16 protein-coding genes are annotated in these 19,612 nt (G+C 61.0%); 11 read left to right on the top strand and 5 right to left on the bottom strand.

The features are described 5' to 3' along the window. Positions 1-9 precede the first annotated feature (9 nt). Positions 10-447, top strand: a complete 438-nt coding sequence (locus QMK51_RS12285; RefSeq protein WP_320394212.1) for a hypothetical protein — start codon at positions 10-12, stop codon at positions 445-447. Between the two features lie 119 nt (positions 448-566). Here the strand turns inward: QMK51_RS12285 and ytfE are convergent, their stop codons facing one another. Then, positions 567-1,241, bottom strand: coding sequence for an iron-sulfur cluster repair protein YtfE (ytfE, locus tag QMK51_RS12290; RefSeq protein ID WP_320394213.1), 675 nt, complete (start codon positions 1,239-1,241; stop codon positions 567-569). Between the two features lie 154 nt (positions 1,242-1,395). On the opposite strand from ytfE, the gene norR reads away from it, so the two are divergent. The 7 genes from norR to ubiT all read left to right on the top strand — a co-directional run bounded on the left by norR (position 1,396) and on the right by ubiT (position 8,156). Further along, positions 1,396-2,925, top strand: a complete 1,530-nt coding sequence (gene norR, locus QMK51_RS12295; protein WP_320394214.1) for a nitric oxide reductase transcriptional regulator NorR — start codon at positions 1,396-1,398, stop codon at positions 2,923-2,925. A gap of 78 nt (positions 2,926-3,003) precedes the next feature. Further along, positions 3,004-3,651: a pyridoxamine 5'-phosphate oxidase gene (gene pdxH / locus QMK51_RS12300; protein ID WP_320394215.1), complete on the top strand. Its 648-nt coding sequence runs from the start codon at positions 3,004-3,006 to the stop codon at positions 3,649-3,651. Between the two features lie 226 nt (positions 3,652-3,877). Further along, the gene (gene moaB, locus QMK51_RS12305; protein ID WP_320394216.1) at positions 3,878-4,432 is read left to right on the top strand and encodes a molybdenum cofactor biosynthesis protein B; all 555 of its coding nucleotides are present in this window, start codon (positions 3,878-3,880) and stop codon (positions 4,430-4,432) included. Then, positions 4,429-5,664, top strand: a complete 1,236-nt coding sequence (gene glp, locus QMK51_RS12310) for a gephyrin-like molybdotransferase Glp (protein WP_320394217.1) — start codon at positions 4,429-4,431, stop codon at positions 5,662-5,664. Before moaB ends, glp begins: the two co-directional genes overlap by 4 nt. A gap of 131 nt (positions 5,665-5,795) precedes the next feature. After that, a complete protein-coding gene (gene ubiU / locus QMK51_RS12315; RefSeq protein WP_320394218.1) occupies positions 5,796-6,791 on the top strand; it encodes a ubiquinone anaerobic biosynthesis protein UbiU in 996 nt (331 codons plus the stop codon). Between the two features lie 10 nt (positions 6,792-6,801). Then, positions 6,802-7,692, top strand: coding sequence for a U32 family peptidase (locus QMK51_RS12320; RefSeq protein WP_320394219.1), 891 nt, complete (start codon positions 6,802-6,804; stop codon positions 7,690-7,692). After that, a complete protein-coding gene (ubiT, locus tag QMK51_RS12325; RefSeq protein WP_320394220.1) occupies positions 7,686-8,156 on the top strand; it encodes a ubiquinone anaerobic biosynthesis accessory factor UbiT in 471 nt (156 codons plus the stop codon). Before QMK51_RS12320 ends, ubiT begins: the two co-directional genes overlap by 7 nt. A gap of 948 nt (positions 8,157-9,104) precedes the next feature. Here ubiT and QMK51_RS12330 read toward each other — a convergent pair. From QMK51_RS12330 to QMK51_RS12345, 4 genes are all read right to left on the bottom strand, one after another. Continuing rightward, positions 9,105-9,503, bottom strand: a complete 399-nt coding sequence (locus QMK51_RS12330) for a putative zinc-binding protein (protein WP_320394221.1) — start codon at positions 9,501-9,503, stop codon at positions 9,105-9,107. Between the two features lie 74 nt (positions 9,504-9,577). Further along, on the bottom strand, positions 9,578-10,252 hold the full coding sequence (locus QMK51_RS12335; protein WP_320394222.1) for a Crp/Fnr family transcriptional regulator: 675 nt from the start codon (positions 10,250-10,252) through the stop codon (positions 9,578-9,580). Positions 10,253-10,338: 86 nt separating this feature from the next. Next, positions 10,339-10,986, bottom strand: a complete 648-nt coding sequence (narL, locus tag QMK51_RS12340) for a two-component system response regulator NarL (RefSeq protein WP_320394223.1) — start codon at positions 10,984-10,986, stop codon at positions 10,339-10,341. Next, positions 10,983-12,785 carry a HAMP domain-containing protein gene (locus tag QMK51_RS12345; protein WP_320394224.1) on the bottom strand — a complete coding sequence of 601 codons (1,803 nt, stop codon included), beginning with the start codon at positions 12,783-12,785 and terminating at the stop codon, positions 10,983-10,985. Before QMK51_RS12345 ends, narL begins: the two co-directional genes overlap by 4 nt. A 304-nt stretch (positions 12,786-13,089) precedes the next feature. Here QMK51_RS12345 and QMK51_RS12350 point away from each other — a divergent pair, with 304 nt between their 5' ends. The 3 genes from QMK51_RS12350 to QMK51_RS12360 all read left to right on the top strand — a co-directional run bounded on the left by QMK51_RS12350 (position 13,090) and on the right by QMK51_RS12360 (position 19,612). Next, the gene (locus QMK51_RS12350) at positions 13,090-14,394 is read left to right on the top strand and encodes a nitrate/nitrite transporter (RefSeq protein WP_320394225.1); all 1,305 of its coding nucleotides are present in this window, start codon (positions 13,090-13,092) and stop codon (positions 14,392-14,394) included. After that, the gene (locus QMK51_RS12355) at positions 14,372-15,769 is read left to right on the top strand and encodes a NarK family nitrate/nitrite MFS transporter (RefSeq protein WP_320394226.1); all 1,398 of its coding nucleotides are present in this window, start codon (positions 14,372-14,374) and stop codon (positions 15,767-15,769) included. Before QMK51_RS12350 ends, QMK51_RS12355 begins: the two co-directional genes overlap by 23 nt. 69 nt (positions 15,770-15,838) lie before the next feature. Further along, entirely contained in the window at positions 15,839-19,612 is a 3,774-nt protein-coding gene (locus tag QMK51_RS12360; RefSeq protein ID WP_320394227.1) for a nitrate reductase subunit alpha, read from the top strand.

Below are 19,612 nucleotides of genomic sequence, written 5' to 3' on the forward strand. Positions count from 1 at the left end.
CTGGCGCTGATGTATCCCTTTTTACTGGTCACGCATTTGCTGGCAGCGATTGCCTTCATCGGCACGTTGTTTTTCGAGGTGGTCATCTGGCATCGCGCCCGTCAGCAGTTGACGGACGTTTCGCAAGCGACGGCCGATCAGGCGATTGCGCTGCGTTCGCGTAAAGTCCTGCACGGCGTGGTGTTGTTGCTGTACGGCGCCGGCATCGGCCTGGCGTGGCAGTACCGGGGCGCATTGAGTCAGCCGCTGGCCAGCAGCTTCGGTACGTTACTGAGCCTGAAGATCCTGTTGGCCCTGAGCATCATCGGGCATTACTTGCTGCTGGCCTATTGGCTGACCCACGGGCGCCTGACCGCGACTCGCGCCAGCTGGATTCGCCGCAGCATCCTCGGGCATATGCTGTTGATCGTGATCCTGGCCAAGGCGATGTTCTATTGGCACGGCTGATCGTGCTGGAAAACCCATAAATCCGTGGTGACGCCATTCGCGAGCAGGCTCGCTCCCACATTGGAATACCACCCCATGTGGGAGCGAGCCTGCTCGCGAAAGCGGCCTCCGAAAATCGATCAGTGACGAGGGTTCAGGGCGTTGATGAACAGCACGTTGTTTTCCAGGTGGATGTGTTGCATCAAGTCGTCTTTGAACTCCAGCAGCCCGCGATAGAGCGCACGCCAGGTGTTGCAGGCATCGGCGGGCGGGATGATGTGATTGGTCAAGGCGAGCATTTTTTCCAGTGCTTCGCCATGTTGATCATGTTCGAAGCGCAGCACCTGGATCGGCGGAGCCGCTTGAGGACCGACACCTTGTTGCAGCATCGGGAACAGCACCTGTTCTTCCTTGAGCATGTGGCCCTCGAGTTCTTGCTGCATGTCGGTCAAGAGATCGGCCAGGCCGTTGGGGCAGCTGCTGCGCGCACCATGGACCTGCTCGACGCGGCGGGCCAGACGGATCAGTTCCGGCAGTTGTTCGCGGTGGCGAGCGTGGTAGCGCGCCAGAAGGTGGGCGATCAGCAGTTCCGAAGGTTCGTTGCGCCAGTCGTGTAGGGTTTCGCCGGCGTCTTGCAGAATGTGCAGGGCGTCGGCAATGAGGACCGGGTCGAGGTTTTTGCCAAGGGCCGCTTCACGCAGGCTTTTATGCCCGCCGCAACAGAAGTCCAGTTTGAAGGTGTGGAAGATCCGGGTGGCACCGGGAATGTCGCAGGCCAGTTGGCCGAGGCTTTGTTCCAATAGGGTCTGGCTCATCAGGGTTCCTTGTTTGGGTTTCAACGGTTCCCCAGGCTCATTGCATCCGGCATGCCATATTTAAATGATTGAAAAACATGGATTAATTTTTAGTTGTGGTGATAGACACCCTGACGCTTCAGGGTGAATCCAACCATAGAGGGTGATTACTACCATGCTGCGAGAAAGCCTGGCAGCCGACCTGATCGTCGAGTTGCCCAATGCCGTACGCTTGCAACGACTGGTGCAGACCCTGCGTGAATACTTCAACAGTGGCGCCGTGGGTTTGCTGCGTCTGGATGACGATAGCCTCAGGCCCGTGGCGACGGTGGGGCTGGTTCATGAAGCCTTGGGGCGCCGGTTCGTCATCGCCCAGCATCCCCGGCTGGCGGCGATCATGGCGTCGCGCGAGCCGACCTGGTTCGAGCCCGACAGTCGCCTGCCGGACCCTTACGACGGCTTGCTCGACAACCACGTCGGCGAACCGCTGCCGGTGCATGACTGCATGGGCGTGAGCCTGTATGTGGAGGGGCGGATCTGGGGCGCGATCACCCTCGATGCGCTGCACGCCGGGACCTTCGACAGCCGCGCGCGGGAGGAGCTCAAACGCTGCACCTTGCAGATCGAAGCCGCCGTGCGGGTCACCCGGCTCGAGCAGGAAAACCGCAGCTTGCGTTTGTCCCGCAGCGATCCCCAGGACTTGCGAATGCCGGTCGAGGAGGGCGAGATTCTCGGGCAGAGTGAGGTGTTGCATCAGTTGCTCAATGAGCTGGATGTACTGGCCGACTCCGATCTGCCGGTGTTGCTGTTGGGCGAGACCGGGGTCGGCAAAGAGCTGTTCGCCCGGCGCTTGCATCGTCTTTCACGGCGCCACCACAAACCGCTGATACACGTTAACTGCGCCGCCTTGCCGGAGTCGCTGGCGGAGAGTGAGTTGTTCGGGCATGTCAAAGGCGCCTTTTCCGGCGCCACCAGTGACCGTGCCGGACGCTTCGATGCCGCCAACGGAGGCACGCTGTTTCTCGATGAAGTCGGGGAGTTGCCCTTGAGCGTGCAAGCGAAGTTACTGCGCACGCTGCAGAACGGCGAGATCCAGCGCCTGGGCGCCGACAAGCCGCTGCACGTGGATGTGCGGATCATCGCCGCCACCAACCGGCACCTGCCGGATAGCATCCGCGACGGCTTGTTTCGCGCCGATCTGTATCACCGGCTCTCGGTGTACCCGGTGCCGATTCCGCCCCTGCGTGAGCGTGGTCAGGATGTGTTGATGCTGGCCGGGCATTTCCTTGAACTCAATCGGGCACGGCTCGGCTTGCGTGGTTTGCGCCTGTCACCGGCGGCCGAATGCGCCTTGCTGGCGTATACCTGGCCGGGCAATGTGCGCGAACTGGAACATGTCATCAGCCGAGCGGCGTTGAAGCAGCTCAGTCGCGGTACGAGTCGCGCGTTGATCATGACGCTGGAGCCTGAGATTCTCGATCTCGACAGCGCGATGACGGCCCCGGGATCGGTGATCGAGCCGTCCCCGGACGTTATGGCTGATCTGCCGTTCCAGCCCTTGGGCGAAGCCGTCGACGATTACCAGCGCAAGAAAATCCTCCAGGCCCTGAGCCTGTCCGGGGAAAACTGGGCCAGCGCCGCGCGGATTCTGGAAGTCGATCCCAGCAACCTGCACAAACTGGCGCGGCGGCTGCGTCTGAAGTAGGCGACAGTGTTGATGGCGGTCAAGGTGGTATCGCGCAGTGCCTCGCACACTGCGTAAAACCTTCCGGAGATTACCGTCATGCCGCTTTCCCTGGCTCAGATGCGCCGCAACTACACCCTTAATGGTCTGCAAGATGAGGCGGCGCTGGACGATCCGCTGGCGATGTTCCGGCAATGGCTGCAACAGGCCCGCGACACCGAGTGCGCACCTGTCGAGGTCAATAGCATGGTGCTGGCGACGGTCGATCCTGAAGGACGGCCGCACTGCCGGGTTCTGCTGCTCAAGGGGTTGAGCGATGAAGGTTTTACTTTTTTCGGTAATTACCATAGTGATAAAGGTCAGCAACTGGCCGCCAATCCTTATGCAGCGATGACGTTTTTCTGGCCAGGGCTGGAGCGTCAGGTGCGTATCGAAGGGCAGGTGTCGAGGCTCGATCCGGCGTTGTCGGATGCGTACTTCGATTCTCGTTCCATGGCCAGTCGCCTGGGAGCCTGGGCTTCACCGCAAAGCCGTCCGCTGGCCAGTCGTGCAGCGCTGGAGTCGATGCTGGCAGAAACCATCAAACGCTTCGTTGACCAGGCCGTCTCGCGCCCCGAGCATTGGGGCGGCTATTGCCTGCACCCGGAGCGTCTGGAGTTCTGGCAGGGGCGGGCTGATCGCTTGCATGATCGACTCGATTACCGGTTGCGTGATGGTCTGTGGAAACGGAGCCGGTTGGCACCTTGAAAGCGATGGGGGACAGTGTGGGAGCGAGCCTGCTCGCGAATGCAGTGTATCAGGCCCATTAGTTGCGACTGACACACCGCATTCGCGAGCAGGCTCGCTCCCACAGGTTTTGTGCCCGGTACATTTTCTCTATGTCCCCGTCGAGGTACCTCCTTGGAGGAATAGGCTCGTTCGCCATTCCGGTTCAGGCTTCGGGCCATACCCTCATCTACGGGAAGACTTGGATATGGCCCATCTGGCGCAACGCACGTTTGAACCCCTGAACATCGCCGTGCTGACCATCAGCGATACGCGCACTTTTGACACCGACACCTCGGGACAGACCCTGACGGATTTGCTGCAAACGGCCGGGCATGTGTTGATCGATCGCGATCTGGTCAAGGACGACATTTATCAGATCCGCGCAAGCGTTTCCCGGTGGATCGCCGACCCCAAGGTGCAAGTGGTTTTGATGACCGGCGGCACCGGTTTCACTGCTCGCGACAACACGCCGCAAGCGGTGCTGCCGCTGTTGGACAAACACGTGGAAGGCTTCGGCGAACTGTTCCGCCAGGTGTCTCTGGAGGAGATCGGCATGTCCAGCCTGCAGTCACGGGCACTGGCCGGTATGAGTAACGGCGTGCTGGTGTGCTGCGTTCCAGGCTCGCCGGGTGCCTGCCGGACCGCCTGGAACAAGATCCTGCTCGAACAACTGGACAGTCGCACCGGCCCGTGCAATTTCGCCCCGCATTTGAAACCGCAAGCACAGCGGGTCATCGACGCCTGCGAGACACGCACATGACCGGCCGGGTGTGCGATATCGGCAACCTGATGCCGGTGGACGAGGCCATCAGCCGTCTGCTGGACCAGGCACCGCCGCCGCCCCCGGCGCAAATGGTCCGTCTGGATCAAGCCATGGGGCGGGTGCTGGCGGCGGACATTCATTCCCCGGTAAACCTGCCGGCCTGGGACAACAGCGCCATGGACGGTTATGCCCTCAGGGCGGCTGACCTGCCCCAGGCGGGTGGCTGCTTGTCGATTGGCGGACGCATTGCAGCGGGGGATCAAGCGTGTTCGCCCTTGCGCGCGCAGCAGACGGTGCAGATCTTTACCGGCGCGCCATTGCCACCGGGGGCCGATACCGTTGTGCCCCAGGAGCGCTGCCGGATCGAGGGCGATCGCGTCTGGTTCCCGTCCGTGTCCGTGGGCGAACACGTGCGCAAGGAAGGTGAGGAAGTTCGCCGCGGGGACCTGTTGCTCAAGGCCGGCAAACGCCTGCGCGCGCAAGAACTCGGGTTGCTGGCTGGCGCCGGGATCGCGCGGGTCGAGGTCTATCGGCCGTTGCAGGTGTGCCTGCTCAGTAGCGGTAATGAACTGCGTGAGCCGGGCGATCCCTTGGCGCCGGGGCAGATTTACAACAGCAACCGGTATTGCCTCGCCGCGCTGTTGCGCGGTTGGGGCGTCGAGATTCATGACTATGGCGTCATGGCCGATGAGTTGGCGGCCAGCCGGCATGCCTTGAGCCTGGCGTCTTCGGAATGCGACTTGCTGTTGAGTTCCGGTGGTGTATCGGTGGGCGAGGAAGATCACCTCAAACAGGCAATCGAGGAACTGGGCAACGTCGATTTCTGGCGGCTGGCCATACAGCCGGGCAAGCCACTGGCCTTTGGTGAAGTGGCCGGTAAACCCTGGATCGGCATGCCGGGAAATCCTTCAGCGGCGCTGATCACCGCGTTGGTGGTGGTGCGTCCGTTCCTGCTCAGGGCCCAGGGCGTGACTGACGTGCTGCCGCTGCCGTTGTCCGTGCCCGCCGGGTTCGACTGGTTGCAGCGCAACAAGCGTCGGCAGTACCTGCGGGCCAGATTGACGTCCGGCGCCGACGGCCAGTTGAGCGTGCAGCTGCACCCTCAGCAAAGCTCGGCGATGTTGACCGCCGCATGCTGGGCCGACGGGCTGGCGGTGATCGAGTGCGAGCAGCACGTGCTCAAGCACGACAACGTGATGTTCCTGTCCTTCGCCGACCTGATGCATTGATGGCAATTGATTGCCGTCAAGGCCGCGCTTGCCGGTCTCGCTAGACTGGCAGCGCCTTTTTCGATCGCCCGGACCTTTGCGTCTCGGGCATCGGACGACGGTCCAGACGCGTTTTTTCATGAGGATTACCCATGCAACTGGTCTGCCCGGCAGGGAACCTGCCTGCGCTTAAAGCGGCGGTGCGCCAAGGCGCCGATGCCGTCTATGTCGGCTTTCGCGATGACACCAACGCCCGGCACTTCGCGGGGCTGAACATGGACGACAAGCAGTTCGACGCCGCGGTCGCCCATATCCGTCAACATCAACGCAAACTCTACGTCGCGGTCAACACCTACCCACAACCCAAGGGCTGGGAGCGCTGGCAGCGGGCGGTGGATCGTGCCGCCGATTTCGGCGTCGATGCACTGATCGCCGCCGACCCCGGGGTGCTCAACTACGCCAGTCAGCGTCACCCGCAACTGGCGTTGCACCTGTCGGTCCAGGGCTCGGCGACTCATGCCGCGGCGCTGGAGTTCTATGCGCAGCGCTATGGCATTCGACGCGCTGTGCTGCCGCGAGTGTTGTCGTTGGCGCAAGTACGCCAGGTTGCCGCCAGCAGCCCGGTGCCCATCGAAGTGTTTGGCTTTGGCAGCTTGTGCATCATGGCCGAGGGGCGTTGCCACCTGTCCTCCTACATTACCGGCGAGTCGCCGAACCTGTGCGGTGTCTGTTCGCCGGCCAAGGCGGTGCGCTGGAGCGAGGACGCCGAAGGTCTGAGCGCACGCCTCAGCGAAGTGCTGATCGATCGCTACACCCCTGACGAACCGGCCGGTTACCCGACCTTGTGCAAGGGCCGCTTCCTGGTCGACGGCAAACGCTTTCATGCGCTGGAGGAGCCCACCAGCCTCGACACCCTGGACTTGCTGCCGGAGCTGACGGCCATCGGCGTCGAAGCGGTGAAAATCGAGGGCCGCCAACGCAGTCCGGCCTACGTCGAACAAGTCACCCGCGTCTGGCGCGCGGCACTGGACGCCCATCGCGGAGCGCCGGGCAATTTTCGGGTCAAGGAGGAATGGCGTCAGGTGCTGGCCGGCTTGTCCGAAGGCAGCCAGACCACCCTGGGTGCCTATCATCGATCATGGCAATGAGGGAGGCGACATGAAGCTCAGCCTGGGACCGGTCCTGTTTTATTGGGACAAAGAACAACTCAGCAACTTTTACGCCGAGATGTCGACCTTGCCCCTGGACGTGATTTATCTGGGGGAAACCGTGTGCTCGAAACGTCGGGCATTTTCGCTGGATCAATGGCTGGGGCTGGGGCGCGAGTTGCAGGAATGCAGCCAGGCACAGTTGGTGCTTTCCAGCCTGACGCTGATCGAGGCTGCGTCTGAACTCTCCAGCCTGCGGCGGCTGTGCGACAACGGCCAATTGCTGGTGGAAGCCAACGACATGGGCGCGGTGCAGTTCCTGGCCGAGCGCAATCTGCCGTTCGTGGGCGGCCCGGCCCTCAATTTGTACAACGGTCATGCGCTGGCGCAACTGCTCGACAGCGGCATGACCCGTTGGGTGCCGCCCGTGGAGTGTTCGGCGGCGCTGATTAGCGATGTGATCGGGCAGGTGCGCGAACTGGGTCGTGCAGTGCCGGAAGTTGAAATCTTTGCGTATGGGCATTTGCCGTTGGCCTATTCCGCCCGTTGCTTTACGGCTCGGGCGGAAAACCGGCCCAAGGATGATTGCCAGTTTTGCTGCATCAACTACCCCGACGGCCTGGCGCTGACCAGTCAGGAAGGGCAGGCGCTGTTCACCCTCAACGGTATTCAGACAATGTCGGCCGAGGTGACTAATCTGCTGGCCGATTACGCCGGGCTGGTGGCCTGCGGTGCCGATCTGTTGCGCTTGAGCCCTCGCGTTCAGGGCATGGCCGAGGTGATTGCGGCCTATCAACGGGTTCGTCTGGGCGAGACACCGCCGTTGTTCGTCGAAGGGTGCAATGGTTACTGGCATGGCCAGGCCGGCATGCTGCGCGTCGAGGAGGTTGGCCTGTGTTGAACCGAAAAAAGTGGCTGTTGAAAGGTGCCGACCGGTTGTTGCCGTTGGTGCGCCGGGTGCCTTTTGCCGTGCAGCGTCTGGCGTTGCAGCAGGCGCTGAATCGCTGCCTTGCCGAGCCATTGCGCGATGGCGAGTTCGAGGTTTTGCGCGGGCGTTGGTTGTGCCTGCGGATTCCGGATCTGGGGTTGTCCTGGTATCTGACGCTCAGCTGTAAAGGGTTGCGGATTGCCGAGCATGCCGTGGCGCATGTGACGATCAGTGGTAATTGGCGGGAGTTTTTACTGTTGGCGAGTCGTCAGGAAGATCCGGATACGCTGTTTTTTCGCCGGCGTTTGGTGATTGAGGGTGATACGGAGTTGGGGTTGGCGTTGAAGAATCTGATCGACAGTCTGGATCCTGATGTGTTGCCTGTTTGGTTGTGGCGCAATCTGGAGCGGGCGGGGAAGGGGTTGGCGGCGGGGTAATTGACATTGCTCAATTGTGGGGGCTGTTTTTTGGCTGAGTACATATCCATTTCTGCAGTAACGGCCACTAATGGTTCCGCTCTTACAGCGGGTTACTTTGAAAAGCGCAAAGTAACCAAACGCTTTCGCCCCTGACGTACGGTGGCTCGCTTAGGCTCGCCATGCCCTCGCTCCGGTCCTGCTCCGTGGGCCCGCCGCCATCGGCCATCCATGGCCGGGGGCGGCTACCGCGGCATCCTTGCCGCGGTGCCCACTGCGCAGAACCTGCGCTCGGCCTTCCGACGGGGCAGATCAAGATCAAGATCAAGATCAAAAGCCAAAGCCAAAGCCAAAGCCAAAGCAAGATCAACAGCCAGAGCCAAAGTGGCGTTGAACCTTGTGGGAGCGAGCCTGCTCGCGAAGGACGACAACGATAACGCGTGCTGTCTGAAAGAACGCGTTCTCCAGACGTTTTTCGCGAGCAGGCTCGCTCCCACAGGGAAATGCGTACGCTTGAAGAGACAGGCCGGCCGGTAGGCCGCCTCGCGGTGCTTTTGCGGTGCACGCCCCCTCGAGAGGCTTCGTTCCGGTTCTGCGCAGTGGGCAACCCGGCATGGATGCCGGGTTAGCCGCCCCCGGCCATGGATGGCCGATGGCGGCGGGCCCACGGAGCAGGACCGGAGCGAGGGCATGCCGAGCCTGGGCGAGGCACCGAACGAAAGGGGCAAGAGCGCTTTGGTTACTTTCGCGCTTTTCGAAAGTGACTCGCTGTAAAAGCGAAACCAATAGAAGCCGTTACCGCAGAAATGGATATGTACTCCGACCAAAATTACAGGTCGGCGGTCAGTCCGCCATCGCGGGCAAGCCCGCTCCCACAGGGAAATGCGTACTCTTGAAGAGACAGGCCGACCGGTAGGCCACCTCGCGCGGCTTTTGCGGTATTCGCCTCAACAGGATTTTTGTTGTTCTTCAGGCCATCGTTTCCTGCAGGCTTACATGCTGGCGAGCATCACTGGCAATCAACTGCCTGATCCCTTCAAACAATTCATCACTCTGCGCCTGCGTGCAATCCTCACCATGGCGTTTGCGCAGCCCGTAATGGCTGAGAATCAGATGTACATCAGCATGCAGGCCATGTTGCTTGAGGCAGTTTTCAACACATTGCAGCGGGCAGCCATCCAGCGCGAAGATCCGGCGTCCCGAGCGCGCTTTGTTGACCAGCGCCGGCACATGCCCGCCGACACCGACGATGCAGGACATTTCAGCCAGGCCGCAGCGGTCCAGGCGCACCGCCAGGGTATTGGCCAGTTGGGCAACGTTGGAGCAACCTGAACAGGAGTAAACCAAAGGCAGGGTTGAACGGGGCATTTGCACTCTCCGTGGATGGACGCTGCCAGTCTGCAAGGTGCGTGGCATTGCGCCTTGATGACGGTCAATTCCGACTATTGGAAAGCCGCCAGCTCCTCCTCGGCGAGAATGCTGATATGGCGACGCTCCATGGCGATCAGGCCGCACTCCACCAGGCGATGCAAAATCCGCGAGAAGGTTTCCGGCTGAATCCCAAGCTTCGACGCCACCAGACGTTTGGACACCTGCAAGACAATCTGGCCGGTCACCGGGTGGCGTTCCTGGAACAGAAAATTGATCACCCGACGGCTCGCACTGGCCATGGTCAAGGTATCGATGTCGCGCAGACGCAGGTGCAGGTGAACGCTCATGCTCGCCAGAATCGCCAGACAGACTTTCGGCTGGTCTTCCAGGGCATTGCGGTAATGGTTGCCCTCGATACTCACCAGCACGCTGTCCTTCAGGGCCGTGGCGCTCACCGGGTAGAGACGGGCCTGGCTGAACAGCAAAGCTTCGGCAAAGGTCTGGCCGGGCTGGATGATCTCGACCAGATTCTCCTGGCCTTCGCCGGTGAGCCGGTACAACTTGACCTGGCCGCTGACCAGCAGGAAAAAACGCCTGGCCGGATCCCCTTGATGCATGAGCGTGCTGTGACAACTCAGGCGCTTGAGCATGGCCAGGCCGCAGACTTCCTCGAAGACTTTCTCCGGCAGTTGGCTGAACAGATGATGACGGCGCAACGTTAAAACGATGGAAGGGTGGGTCAGCATGGCGTACCTCCGCTGACCGTCATAGTAGAGAGCGCAGGCCAAATGACCTATGCCTCTGCAGGCCTACCTCCAAGGAGGGATGCCCGTCAGCCCGCACTGCGCAGATGCTCCATGGCCCACACCGCCGCCTCTACCCGTGAGCGCAAGCCGAGTTTGTGCAGCAGGTTTTTGACGTGAACCTTGACCGTCCCTTCGGTGATGCCCAGCTTGTGCCCGATGACTTTGTTGCTGAAGCCGCTGGCGATGGTTTTCAACACCTGACGTTCACGCTCGGTCAACTCCACCACGGCCTGGCGAGGTGGAGCGCGCAGCGCCTGCGCCATGACTTGGGTCAGCCCCGGGCTGATCACCAAGGCGCCGTTCAAGGCACCGCGGATGTACTGAATCAACAGTTCGGGCTCCATGTCCTTGAGCAGATAGCCGTCGACATCGAGCCGCAGTGCGTCGCGAATATCGTCTTCGGCGTCCGACACGGTGAACAGCAGGACTTTGCCGGTGTAGTGCATCGCCCGTAATCGGCGCAGGGTTTCGATGCCATTCATTTGCGGCATGTTGTTGTCGAGCAAGACCAGGTCCGGTCGAAGCGGCTCAATCAGACTGAGTGCTTCTTCACCCTGGCTGGCTTCACCGACGATCAGGAAATCATCTTCGAGTTCGAGCATCTGGCGAATGCCGTGACGCATCATCGGGTGGTCGTCTACCAGCAGGATTCTGTGTTGCGGGGACGGGGTCATAGGGTGCTGCCTTCTGTTTGCTGCCCGAGAAATTCCGGATGGAATTCCAGTTGGACGCGGGTGCCTTGGGGTTCCCTGGAAAATATCTGCAGCTGGCCGTGCAAGCTGCGAGCCCGCTCATCCATGATGTTCAGGCCGTGGTGTTCGCGTTGGTCGACGTTGCCGCTGAAGCCGCGCCCGTCATCTTCGACCGACAACCTGACGGTCTCGCCATCCTGGCGCAGTTGCAGCCAGGCGTTTTGCGCGTGGGCGTGGCGCAGGCAGTTGGAGAGTGCCTCGCGGGTGATCTGCAGAATGTGGATTTGTTCGCTGGCCGATAGCTGAAAGGCCAGCGCGTCGACGTGCAGATGCACCTGAAACTCCCCGCGACGGGAGAACTCCTCGGCGGTGTCCTTGAGTTCCTGCACCAGTCCGGCGTCGTGTATCTGCAAACGAAAAGTCGTCAGCAACTCGCGTAATTGGCGGTAGGCATTGTTCAGTCCCTCGCGCAATTCGGCGGTGACGGTTTCCAGGGTCTGGACCGGTTCGCCCCGGCGCATCAGGGTCTGCATGCGGCTGACTTGCAGCTTCATGTAGGACAGGGCCTGGGCCAGTGAATCGTGCAGTTCGCGGGCGATGATCGTGCGTTCTTCGAGTAGCAGCAGACGATGATCCTGTTCCCGTTGGCGCTTGAGCGAGAGCGAGGTGCCAATCAGGTTGGCCAGGGCCTGGATCAGCCGGGTTTCCCAGGCTTGCATGGGGTGCCCGTCGACAAAGTGCGCCTTGAGCTCACCCAGTTCACTACCCTGGTTGCTGATGCTGAAGATTTGCGGGTTGGTTTTAGGGTGCCGCTGGCACGTGGCACAGTCGCTACTGGCGCAGACTTCCCGGATGTTCGCGCCATGCAGGGCGAGCAACTGCTGGGCCGGCGCCTGCAGCTGTCCCTGCAGACACAGCGACAGACGCAAGCCGGGCAGGCGTTGCTGGAAGCGGCGGATCAACTCATCCAGGCCTTCGGCATTGGCCAGGCGTGTGGCCAGGCTTCGGCTGCTTTGATAGAGCAATTCCAGGGCCGCGTTGGCTTGCTGCAGGTTCAGGGTTTTTTGTTGGACCTGACTTTCCAGGGTGCGATGCGACTCTTCGATCGTCTCGGCCATGGTGTTGAAACTCGTGGCCAACTGGCCCAGTTCGTCCTGGGACTGATGGTTGACCCGCACCTTGAAGTCACCGCGACGAAAGCGCTGGGTTGCGTCCACCAACTCCTTAAGGGGCGTGACGACACCGTACTGCAACTCGTACAACCCGATCAGCAGGACAATCATGGTGGTGAACAGGGCCAGACCCTGGATCGCCTGTTGCCAGCCTTGCTTTTGTTCGCTTTGGCGCTGCAACAGATCGACGAACTGGTTCAGTTGCTCAACGAAGGAATGAGCCTTGACTTGAAAGGCAGCCGCATCGCCGCGCTCAAGTGCCGGGCGTAAATCCTCGTTCCATTGTTGCTGGATTTGCCCATAGCTGATTTGCAGGGCGGCGGTCGGGCCATCTTCCAGCACGGCCTTGAGTGACTGGCTGGTGAGACGGGTTTGCAGGCTGTCGGTGATGGCGACGATTTCTGAGGGCGTTGCACCCGTGGCGAGTTTCCAGCTCAGGTGATAGGTCTCCATGCGCACCGAGCCTGCGGTGTTGATGGCGGCGGCATCGCCCTGGCTGAACCAGGCGATCAGCCCGGCGCTCAATGAACTGGCGAGCGCCAGCACGGCGATCAGGATCACCGCCAGCCCGGCGCGAGCGGGCAGGGAGCTGCGCAACCAGCGCATCATCGGGTCCGCTCCGGGAAAAAAATCAGAAAACAAAGCATGAAAAGTTCCGGCGTGTGGTTTTGCCGCCGATCCCGGGCGCGCTACCTCTAAAGAGTTGTCGACAGTTCCTTGTCAGCAAAAACGTTGGTTAAAACCTTTAACAAGCTGATAAATAAAGGGTTTTAAGGTTGTCTCGCACTACCTCCTTAGAGGTAGGCCGCGCAAGCATAGGCCTATGCCCCCTTGGGCTTCGTTGACATGGGTCAAGTTTTTGCGGGGTTGGCCTCTCTAGTCTGCCGCCATGGCTAGCTGACTGGAGAGCATTGTGAACCCACCGCGTGTACGACAAGGCTTGGTGCTGGGCATGAGCACGCTGGCCTTCACTGTGTGCTTCATGGTCTGGATGATGTTTGCCGTGCTCGGGGTGCCGATCAAGGAACTGCTCCAGCTCAACGAAACCCAGTTCGGCCTGCTGGCCGCGACCCCGGTGCTGACCGGCTCGTTGGTGCGTTTGCCGCTGGGTCTGCTGACCGACCGTTTTGGCGGGCGCAGCGTGTTCTTCCTGCTGATGCTGGCCTGCGTCACACCGCTGTATTTGATCAGCCACGCCACCGCCTACTGGCAGTTCCTGGTGCTGGGTTTGTTTGTCGGCCTGGCCGGCGGCTCGTTCTCGGTCGGGATTGCCTACGTCGCCAAATGGTTCGACAAAGAGAACCAAGGCTTCGCCATGGGCATCTTCGGCGCCGGTAACGCCGGGGCGGCAGTGACCAAGTTTCTCGCCCCGGCACTGATTGCTGTCGGCAGTTGGCAACTGGTGCCGAAAGTCTTTAGCGCGATCCTCTTTATTACCGCGCTTTTATTCTGGTTCCTCAGTGCCGAAAACAAGGATCACCGCAGTGCCACTGGTGCCAGCTTGCGTGAGCAACTGCGCTCGCTGAAAGACCCTGCGGTGTGGCGCTACTGCCAGTACTACTCGATCGTCTTCGGCGGCTACGTCGCCCTGGCCCTGTGGATGACCAAGTACTACGTGCAGGAATACGGTTTCAGCCTGCAAAGCGCGGCGCTGCTGGCGGCCTGTTTTTCCCTGCCCGGTGGCGTGCTGCGCGCCGTCGGCGGCTGGATGTCGGATCGCTGGGGGGCGCAAAGCGTGACCTGGTGGGTGTTGTGGGTCAGCTGGATCTGCCTGTTCCTGCTCTCGTATCCCCAGACCCAACTGCAAGTGCAGACCATCGACGGTCCGGTGGATTTCCACATTGGCCTGAGCCCCGCGCTGTTCACCGTGCTGCTGTTCGTCATGGGCATCGCCTTCGCGTTCGGCAAGGCCTCGGTTTTCAAATACATCGCCAACGACTACCCGAAAAACATGGGGGCGGTGTCCGGCATCGTCGGCCTCGCCGGTGGCCTGGGCGGTTTCGTGTTGCCAATCCTGTTCGGCGCCCTGGTGGACCTCACTGGCGTGCGCTCTTCCTGCTTCATGTTGATGTACGGCGTGGTCTGGGTCTCCCTCACCTGGATGTACTTCAGCGAAATACGCAAAAGCCCGGTGCTGGGTAAAGCGCCGCTGCTGATGCCGTCCCCGATTTCCAGCGTTGCCCAAGGAGAAGCACATGTCCGTTCTGCAAAAGCCTGACAAAGGCCCGGTCATTCATGACTGGCGCCCCGAGGACCCCGCGTTCTGGGGAAGTAGCGGCAAACAGACCGCCACGCGCAACTTGTGGATTTCCATTCCTGCGCTGTTGTTGGCCTTTGCGGTGTGGATGGTCTGGAGCACGGTGATCGTGCGTTTGAACGCCATCGGCTTCACCTTCACCACTGACCAGTTGTTCTGGCTGGCGGCGTTGCCGGGGTTGTCCGGGGCGACTTTGCGCGTTTTTTATTCCTTCATGGTGCCGATCTTCGGCGGCCGGCGCTGGACCGCCCTGAGCACCGCGTCGCTGCTGTTGCCATCGATCTGGATGGGCTTCGCCGTGCAGGACCCGAGCACCTCCTACAGCGTGTTCGTGTTGATTGCCTTGCTCTGCGGTTTTGGTGGCGGCAACTTTGCCTCGAGCATGTCCAACATCAGCTTCTTCTATCCCAAGTCGCAGCAGGGCACAGCCCTTGGCCTCAACGCCGGGCTGGGTAACCTGGGCGTCTCGGTGATGCAGTTCTGTGTGCCGCTGGTGATTACCTTCGGTGTGTTCGGTTTCATGGGCGGCTCGCCGCAAGCACTGCCGGACGGCGGCCAGTTGTGGCTGCAGAACGCCGGGTTCATCTGGGTGCCGTTTATTGTTCTGGTGACGGTGCTGGCCTGGTTTGGCATGAATGATCTGTCCAGTGCCCGGGCCTCGTTCAGCGAACAGGCGGTGATCTTCAAACGCAAGCACAACTGGCTGATGTGCTGGTTGTACCTGGCGACTTTCGGTTCGTTCATCGGCTTTTCCGCCGCGTTTCCGCTGCTGATCAAAACTTCCTTTCCCGACGTGATTGCCTTGAAATTCGCCTTCCTCGGCCCGTTGGTGGGTGCGCTGGTACGGCCGTTGGGCGGCTGGCTGGCGGACAAGCTCGGTGGCGCGAAAGTGACCTTGTGGAACTTCGTGCTGATGATCGTGATGGTGTTCGGGGTTCTGCACTTTCTGCCGCAAAGCGGCCAGGGCGGCAACTTCTACGGCTTCCTCGGCCTGTTCATGCTGCTGTTCATCACCACGGGCGTGGGCAACGGCTCCACCTTCCGCATGATCCCGGTGATCTTCCGCACCCAGCACGAAAAAGCCTCGGCCGGTAAACCAGCCGCCGTGCGCGAACAAGCGCTGAAGGATGCCGGCAAAGAGTCCGCCGCCGTCCTGGGCTTCAGTTCGGCCATGGGCGCCTTCGGTGCGTTCTTCATTCCCAAATCATTCGGCTCTTCGATGGCCCTGACCGGCGGCCCGGAGATGGCCTTCTACATGTTCGTCGTCTTTTACCTGAGCTGCATCGTGGTGACCTGGTGGTGGTACGCGCGCAAAGGCGCCGCGACACCCTGCTGAGACGACCCGAATCCAACCATTGCGTGGGCGGGGCACAGACCCCGCGACAAAGCCTGAGAGGACTACACCGTGAGTCATTTACTGGATCAACTGCGGTTTTTCAACCGCAAGCAAAACGAGTTTTCCGACGGTCATGGAGAGACCCGCAAAGAGTCTCGCGACTGGGAGAACGTCTACCGTTCGCGCTGGCAGTACGACAAGATCGTGCGTTCGACCCACGGGGTGAACTGCACCGGGTCCTGCTCGTGGAAGATCTACGTCAAGAACGGCCTGATCACCTGGGAAACCCAGCAGACCGACTACCCGCGTACCCGCAACGATCTGCCGAACCATGAACCCCGTGGCTGCCCGCGTGGTGCCAGTTACAGCTGGTACATCTACAGCGCCAACCGTCTCAAGTACCCGAAAATCCGCAAGCCGTTGCTCAAGCTCTGGCGCGATGCGCGGCAGACCATGGCGCCGGTCGAAGCCTGGGCGAGCATTGTCGAGGACAAGGCCAAGGCCGACTCGTATAAAAGCAAGCGCGGCATGGGTGGCTTCATTCGTTCCAACTGGGAGGAAGTCAACGAGATCATTGCCGCGGCCAACGTCTACACCATCAAGCAATACGGCCCGGACCGGATTGTCGGCTTCTCGCCGATTCCGGCCATGTCGATGGTCAGCTATGCGGCTGGTTCGCGTTACCTGTCGCTGATCGGCGGCGCCTGCCTGAGTTTCTACGACTGGTACTGCGACTTGCCACCGGCCTCGCCGATGGTTTGGGGCGAGCAAACCGACGTGCCGGAATCGGCCGACTGGTACAACTCCAACTACATCATTGCCTGGGGTTCCAACGTTCCGCAGACCCGTACCCCGGACGCACACTTCTTTACCGAAGTGCGTTACAAGGGCACCAAGACTGTGGCGATCACCCCGGACTACTCGGAAGTCGCCAAGCTCACCGACCTGTGGCTGAACCCTAAGCAGGGCACCGACGCGGCGCTGGCGCAGGCGTTCAACCATGTGATCTTCAAAGAGTTCCACTTGGACAAACCGAGCGCTTATTTCACTGACTACGCCAAGCGTTTCACCGATTTGCCGGTGCTGGTGCTGCTCAAGCAAATGGTCGACAAGGCACCGGGCGCCGGTTATCAGCCAGACCGTTTCTTGCGCGCCAGCGACCTGACCGACAACCTCGGCCAGGAAAACAACCCGCAATGGAAAACCATCGCGCTGGATGTCAGTGGCGAACTGGTGTCCCCTCAAGGCTCCATCGGTTATCGCTGGGGCGAGAAGGGCAAATGGAACATCCTGCCTCGTGAAGGTGGCGAAGGCCGTGAGATCGATCTGAAGCTGAGCCTGATCGGCGATGACGTGGCCGAAGTGGCGTTCCCGTATTTCGCCGGCGAGTCCCACGAGCACTTCCAGCACGTGGCCGGCGATGCCGTGCAATACCGCCGCGTGCCGGTGCATAACGTGGTGCTGGCGGACGGCAGCGTGGCCAAAGTCGCCACCGTGTTCGACCTGTCGGCTGCCAACCTGGCCATCGATCGCGGCCTCGGCGGCGATAACGTGGCCAAGGATTACGACGACGCTTCCGTGCCGGGCACCCCGGCCTGGCAGGAGCAGATCACCGGCGTGAGCCGCGAGAAAGCCATCCAGATCGCCCGTGAGTTCGCCGACAACGCCGACAAGACCAAGGGGCGCTCGATGATCATCGTCGGCGCGGCGATGAACCACTGGTACCACATGGACATGAACTACCGCGGGCTGATCAACATGCTCATGCTCTGCGGGTGTGTCGGCCAGACCGGTGGCGGTTGGGCGCACTACGTCGGCCAGGAAAAACTGCGTCCGCAATGCGGCTGGCTGCCCCTGGCGTTCGGCCTGGACTGGAACCGTCCGCCTCGCCAAATGAACGGCACCAGCTTCTTCTACGCCCACAGCTCGCAATGGCGCCACGAGAAGATGAGCATGCACGACGTGCTCTCGCCATTGGCCGATAAATCACAATTTCCCGAGCATGCCCTGGACTACAACATCCGCGCCGAACGCGCCGGCTGGTTGCCCAGCGCACCGCAACTCAACACTAACCCTTTGCACATTTGCCGCGACGCGGCTGCGGCCGGCATGGACCCGAAAGACTACGTGGTCAAGTCGCTGCAGGACGGTTCGCTGCGCTTCTCCTGCGAACAGCCGGACAGCCCGGTGAACTTCCCGCGCAACATGTTCATCTGGCGTTCCAACCTGCTGGGCTCCTCGGGCAAGGGCCACGAGTACATGCTCAAGTACCTGCTGGGCACCAAGAATGGGGTGATGAACGAAGACATCGGCCAGGTCGGCGATTGCAAACCCGAAGAAGCCGAATGGGTGGACGAGGGCGCCATCGGCAAGCTTGACCTGGTCACCACGCTGGACTTCCGCATGTCCTCGACTTGCGTCTACTCCGACATCGTCTTGCCGACCGCGACCTGGTACGAAAAAGACGACATGAACACCTCGGACATGCACCCGTTCATTCACCCGTTGTCGGCCGCCATCGACCCAGCGTGGGAATCGCGTTCCGACTGGGAAATCTACAAAGGCATCGCCAAGGCTTTTTCCAGCATGGCTGAGGGGCATCTGGGCGTTGAGAAGGATCTGGTAACCATCCCGCTGATGCACGACAGCGTCGGCGAACTGGCTCAACCCTTTGGCGGCACCGACTGGAAAAGCGCTGGCGTGGCCCCGGAGCCGGGCAAGAACGCGCCGAACCTGCATGTGGTGGAGCGTGATTACCCGAACATATACAAGCAGTTTTCCTCGCTGGGGCCATTGCTGGAAAAACACGGTAACGGTGGCAAGGGCATCAACTGGAACACCGACACCGAAGTGAAATTCCTCGGTGCGCTCAATCACCGCGAAGGGGCTGCCGGGATCAGCCATGGTCGGCCGAAAATCGACACGGCGATCGATGCTGCTGAAGTGATTCTGTCTCTGGCGCCGGAAACCAATGGCCACGTCGCCGTCAAGGCCTGGGCCGCGTTGTCGGAATTCACCGGCATCGATCACAGTCACCTGGCGTTGTCCAAGGCACACGAGGCGATTCGTTTCCGCGACATTCAGGCACAGCCGCGCAAGATCATCTCCAGCCCGACCTGGTCGGGGCTCGAAGACGATCACGTCAGTTACAACGCCGGCTACACCAATGTTCACGAGGCGATCCCATGGCGGACTATCACCGGCCGTCAGCAGTTCTATCAGGATCACCCGTGGATGCAGGCGTTCGGCGAGCAGCTGATGAATTATCGCCCTCCGGTCAACACCCGCACCATCGAAGGTGTGAAAGGCAAGCGCAGCAACGGAGAGACCGAAATCGTCCTGAACTGGATCACCCCGCACCAGAAATGGGGCATCCACAGCACTTATAGCGACAACCTGCTGATGCTGACCCTCAGCCGTGGCGGACCGATTGTGTGGCTCTCGGAAAACGACGCGAAACGTGCCGGCATCGAGGACAACGACTGGATCGAGTGCTTCAACGTCAACGGCGCGCTGACCGCCCGAGCGGTGGTCAGCCAGCGGGTCAAGGACGGCATGGTGATTATGTACCACGCACAGGAACGGATCGTGAACGTGCCCGGTTCGGAAACCACCAAGACCCGTGGCGGCCACCACAACTCGGTCACCCGCGTCGTGCTCAAGCCGACCCACATGATCGGCGGCTATGCCCAGCAGGCCTACGGTTTCAACTATTACGGCACGGTCGGTTGCAACCGCGATGAATTCGTCGTGGTGCGCAAAATGGCCAAAGTCGACTGGCTCGATGGTTCAAGTGGCGATGACCTGCCACGTCCCCTGCCGACCGATATCGAGGAGAACTGA

It is taken from the genome of Pseudomonas sp. P9_31 (genome assembly GCF_034008235.1).
GTDB lineage: Bacteria > Pseudomonadota > Gammaproteobacteria > Pseudomonadales > Pseudomonadaceae > Aquipseudomonas.

What these genes read in the sequence shown, in the direction of transcription:
- narL (WP_320394223.1), bottom strand. Translation starts at nt 10,986, where the DNA reads ATGACCCCGTCCCCGCAACACAGAATCCTGCTGGTAGACGACCACCCG.
- QMK51_RS12330 (WP_320394221.1), bottom strand. Translation starts at nt 9,503, where the DNA reads ATGCCCCGTTCAACCCTGCCTTTGGTTTACTCCTGTTCAGGTTGCTCC.
- QMK51_RS12355 (WP_320394226.1), top strand. Translation starts at nt 14,372, where the DNA reads ATGTCCGTTCTGCAAAAGCCTGACAAAGGCCCGGTCATTCATGACTGG.
- pdxH (WP_320394215.1), top strand. Translation starts at nt 3,004, where the DNA reads ATGCCGCTTTCCCTGGCTCAGATGCGCCGCAACTACACCCTTAATGGT.
- QMK51_RS12335 (WP_320394222.1), bottom strand. Translation starts at nt 10,252, where the DNA reads ATGCTGACCCACCCTTCCATCGTTTTAACGTTGCGCCGTCATCATCTG.
- QMK51_RS12285 (WP_320394212.1), top strand. Translation starts at nt 10, where the DNA reads ATGTATCCCTTTTTACTGGTCACGCATTTGCTGGCAGCGATTGCCTTC.
- ytfE (WP_320394213.1), bottom strand. Translation starts at nt 1,241, where the DNA reads ATGAGCCAGACCCTATTGGAACAAAGCCTCGGCCAACTGGCCTGCGAC.
- ubiU (WP_320394218.1), top strand. Translation starts at nt 5,796, where the DNA reads ATGCAACTGGTCTGCCCGGCAGGGAACCTGCCTGCGCTTAAAGCGGCG.
- moaB (WP_320394216.1), top strand. Translation starts at nt 3,878, where the DNA reads ATGGCCCATCTGGCGCAACGCACGTTTGAACCCCTGAACATCGCCGTG.
- norR (WP_320394214.1), top strand. Translation starts at nt 1,396, where the DNA reads ATGCTGCGAGAAAGCCTGGCAGCCGACCTGATCGTCGAGTTGCCCAAT.
- QMK51_RS12345 (WP_320394224.1), bottom strand. Translation starts at nt 12,785, where the DNA reads ATGATGCGCTGGTTGCGCAGCTCCCTGCCCGCTCGCGCCGGGCTGGCG.
- QMK51_RS12320 (WP_320394219.1), top strand. Translation starts at nt 6,802, where the DNA reads ATGAAGCTCAGCCTGGGACCGGTCCTGTTTTATTGGGACAAAGAACAA.
- glp (WP_320394217.1), top strand. Translation starts at nt 4,429, where the DNA reads ATGACCGGCCGGGTGTGCGATATCGGCAACCTGATGCCGGTGGACGAG.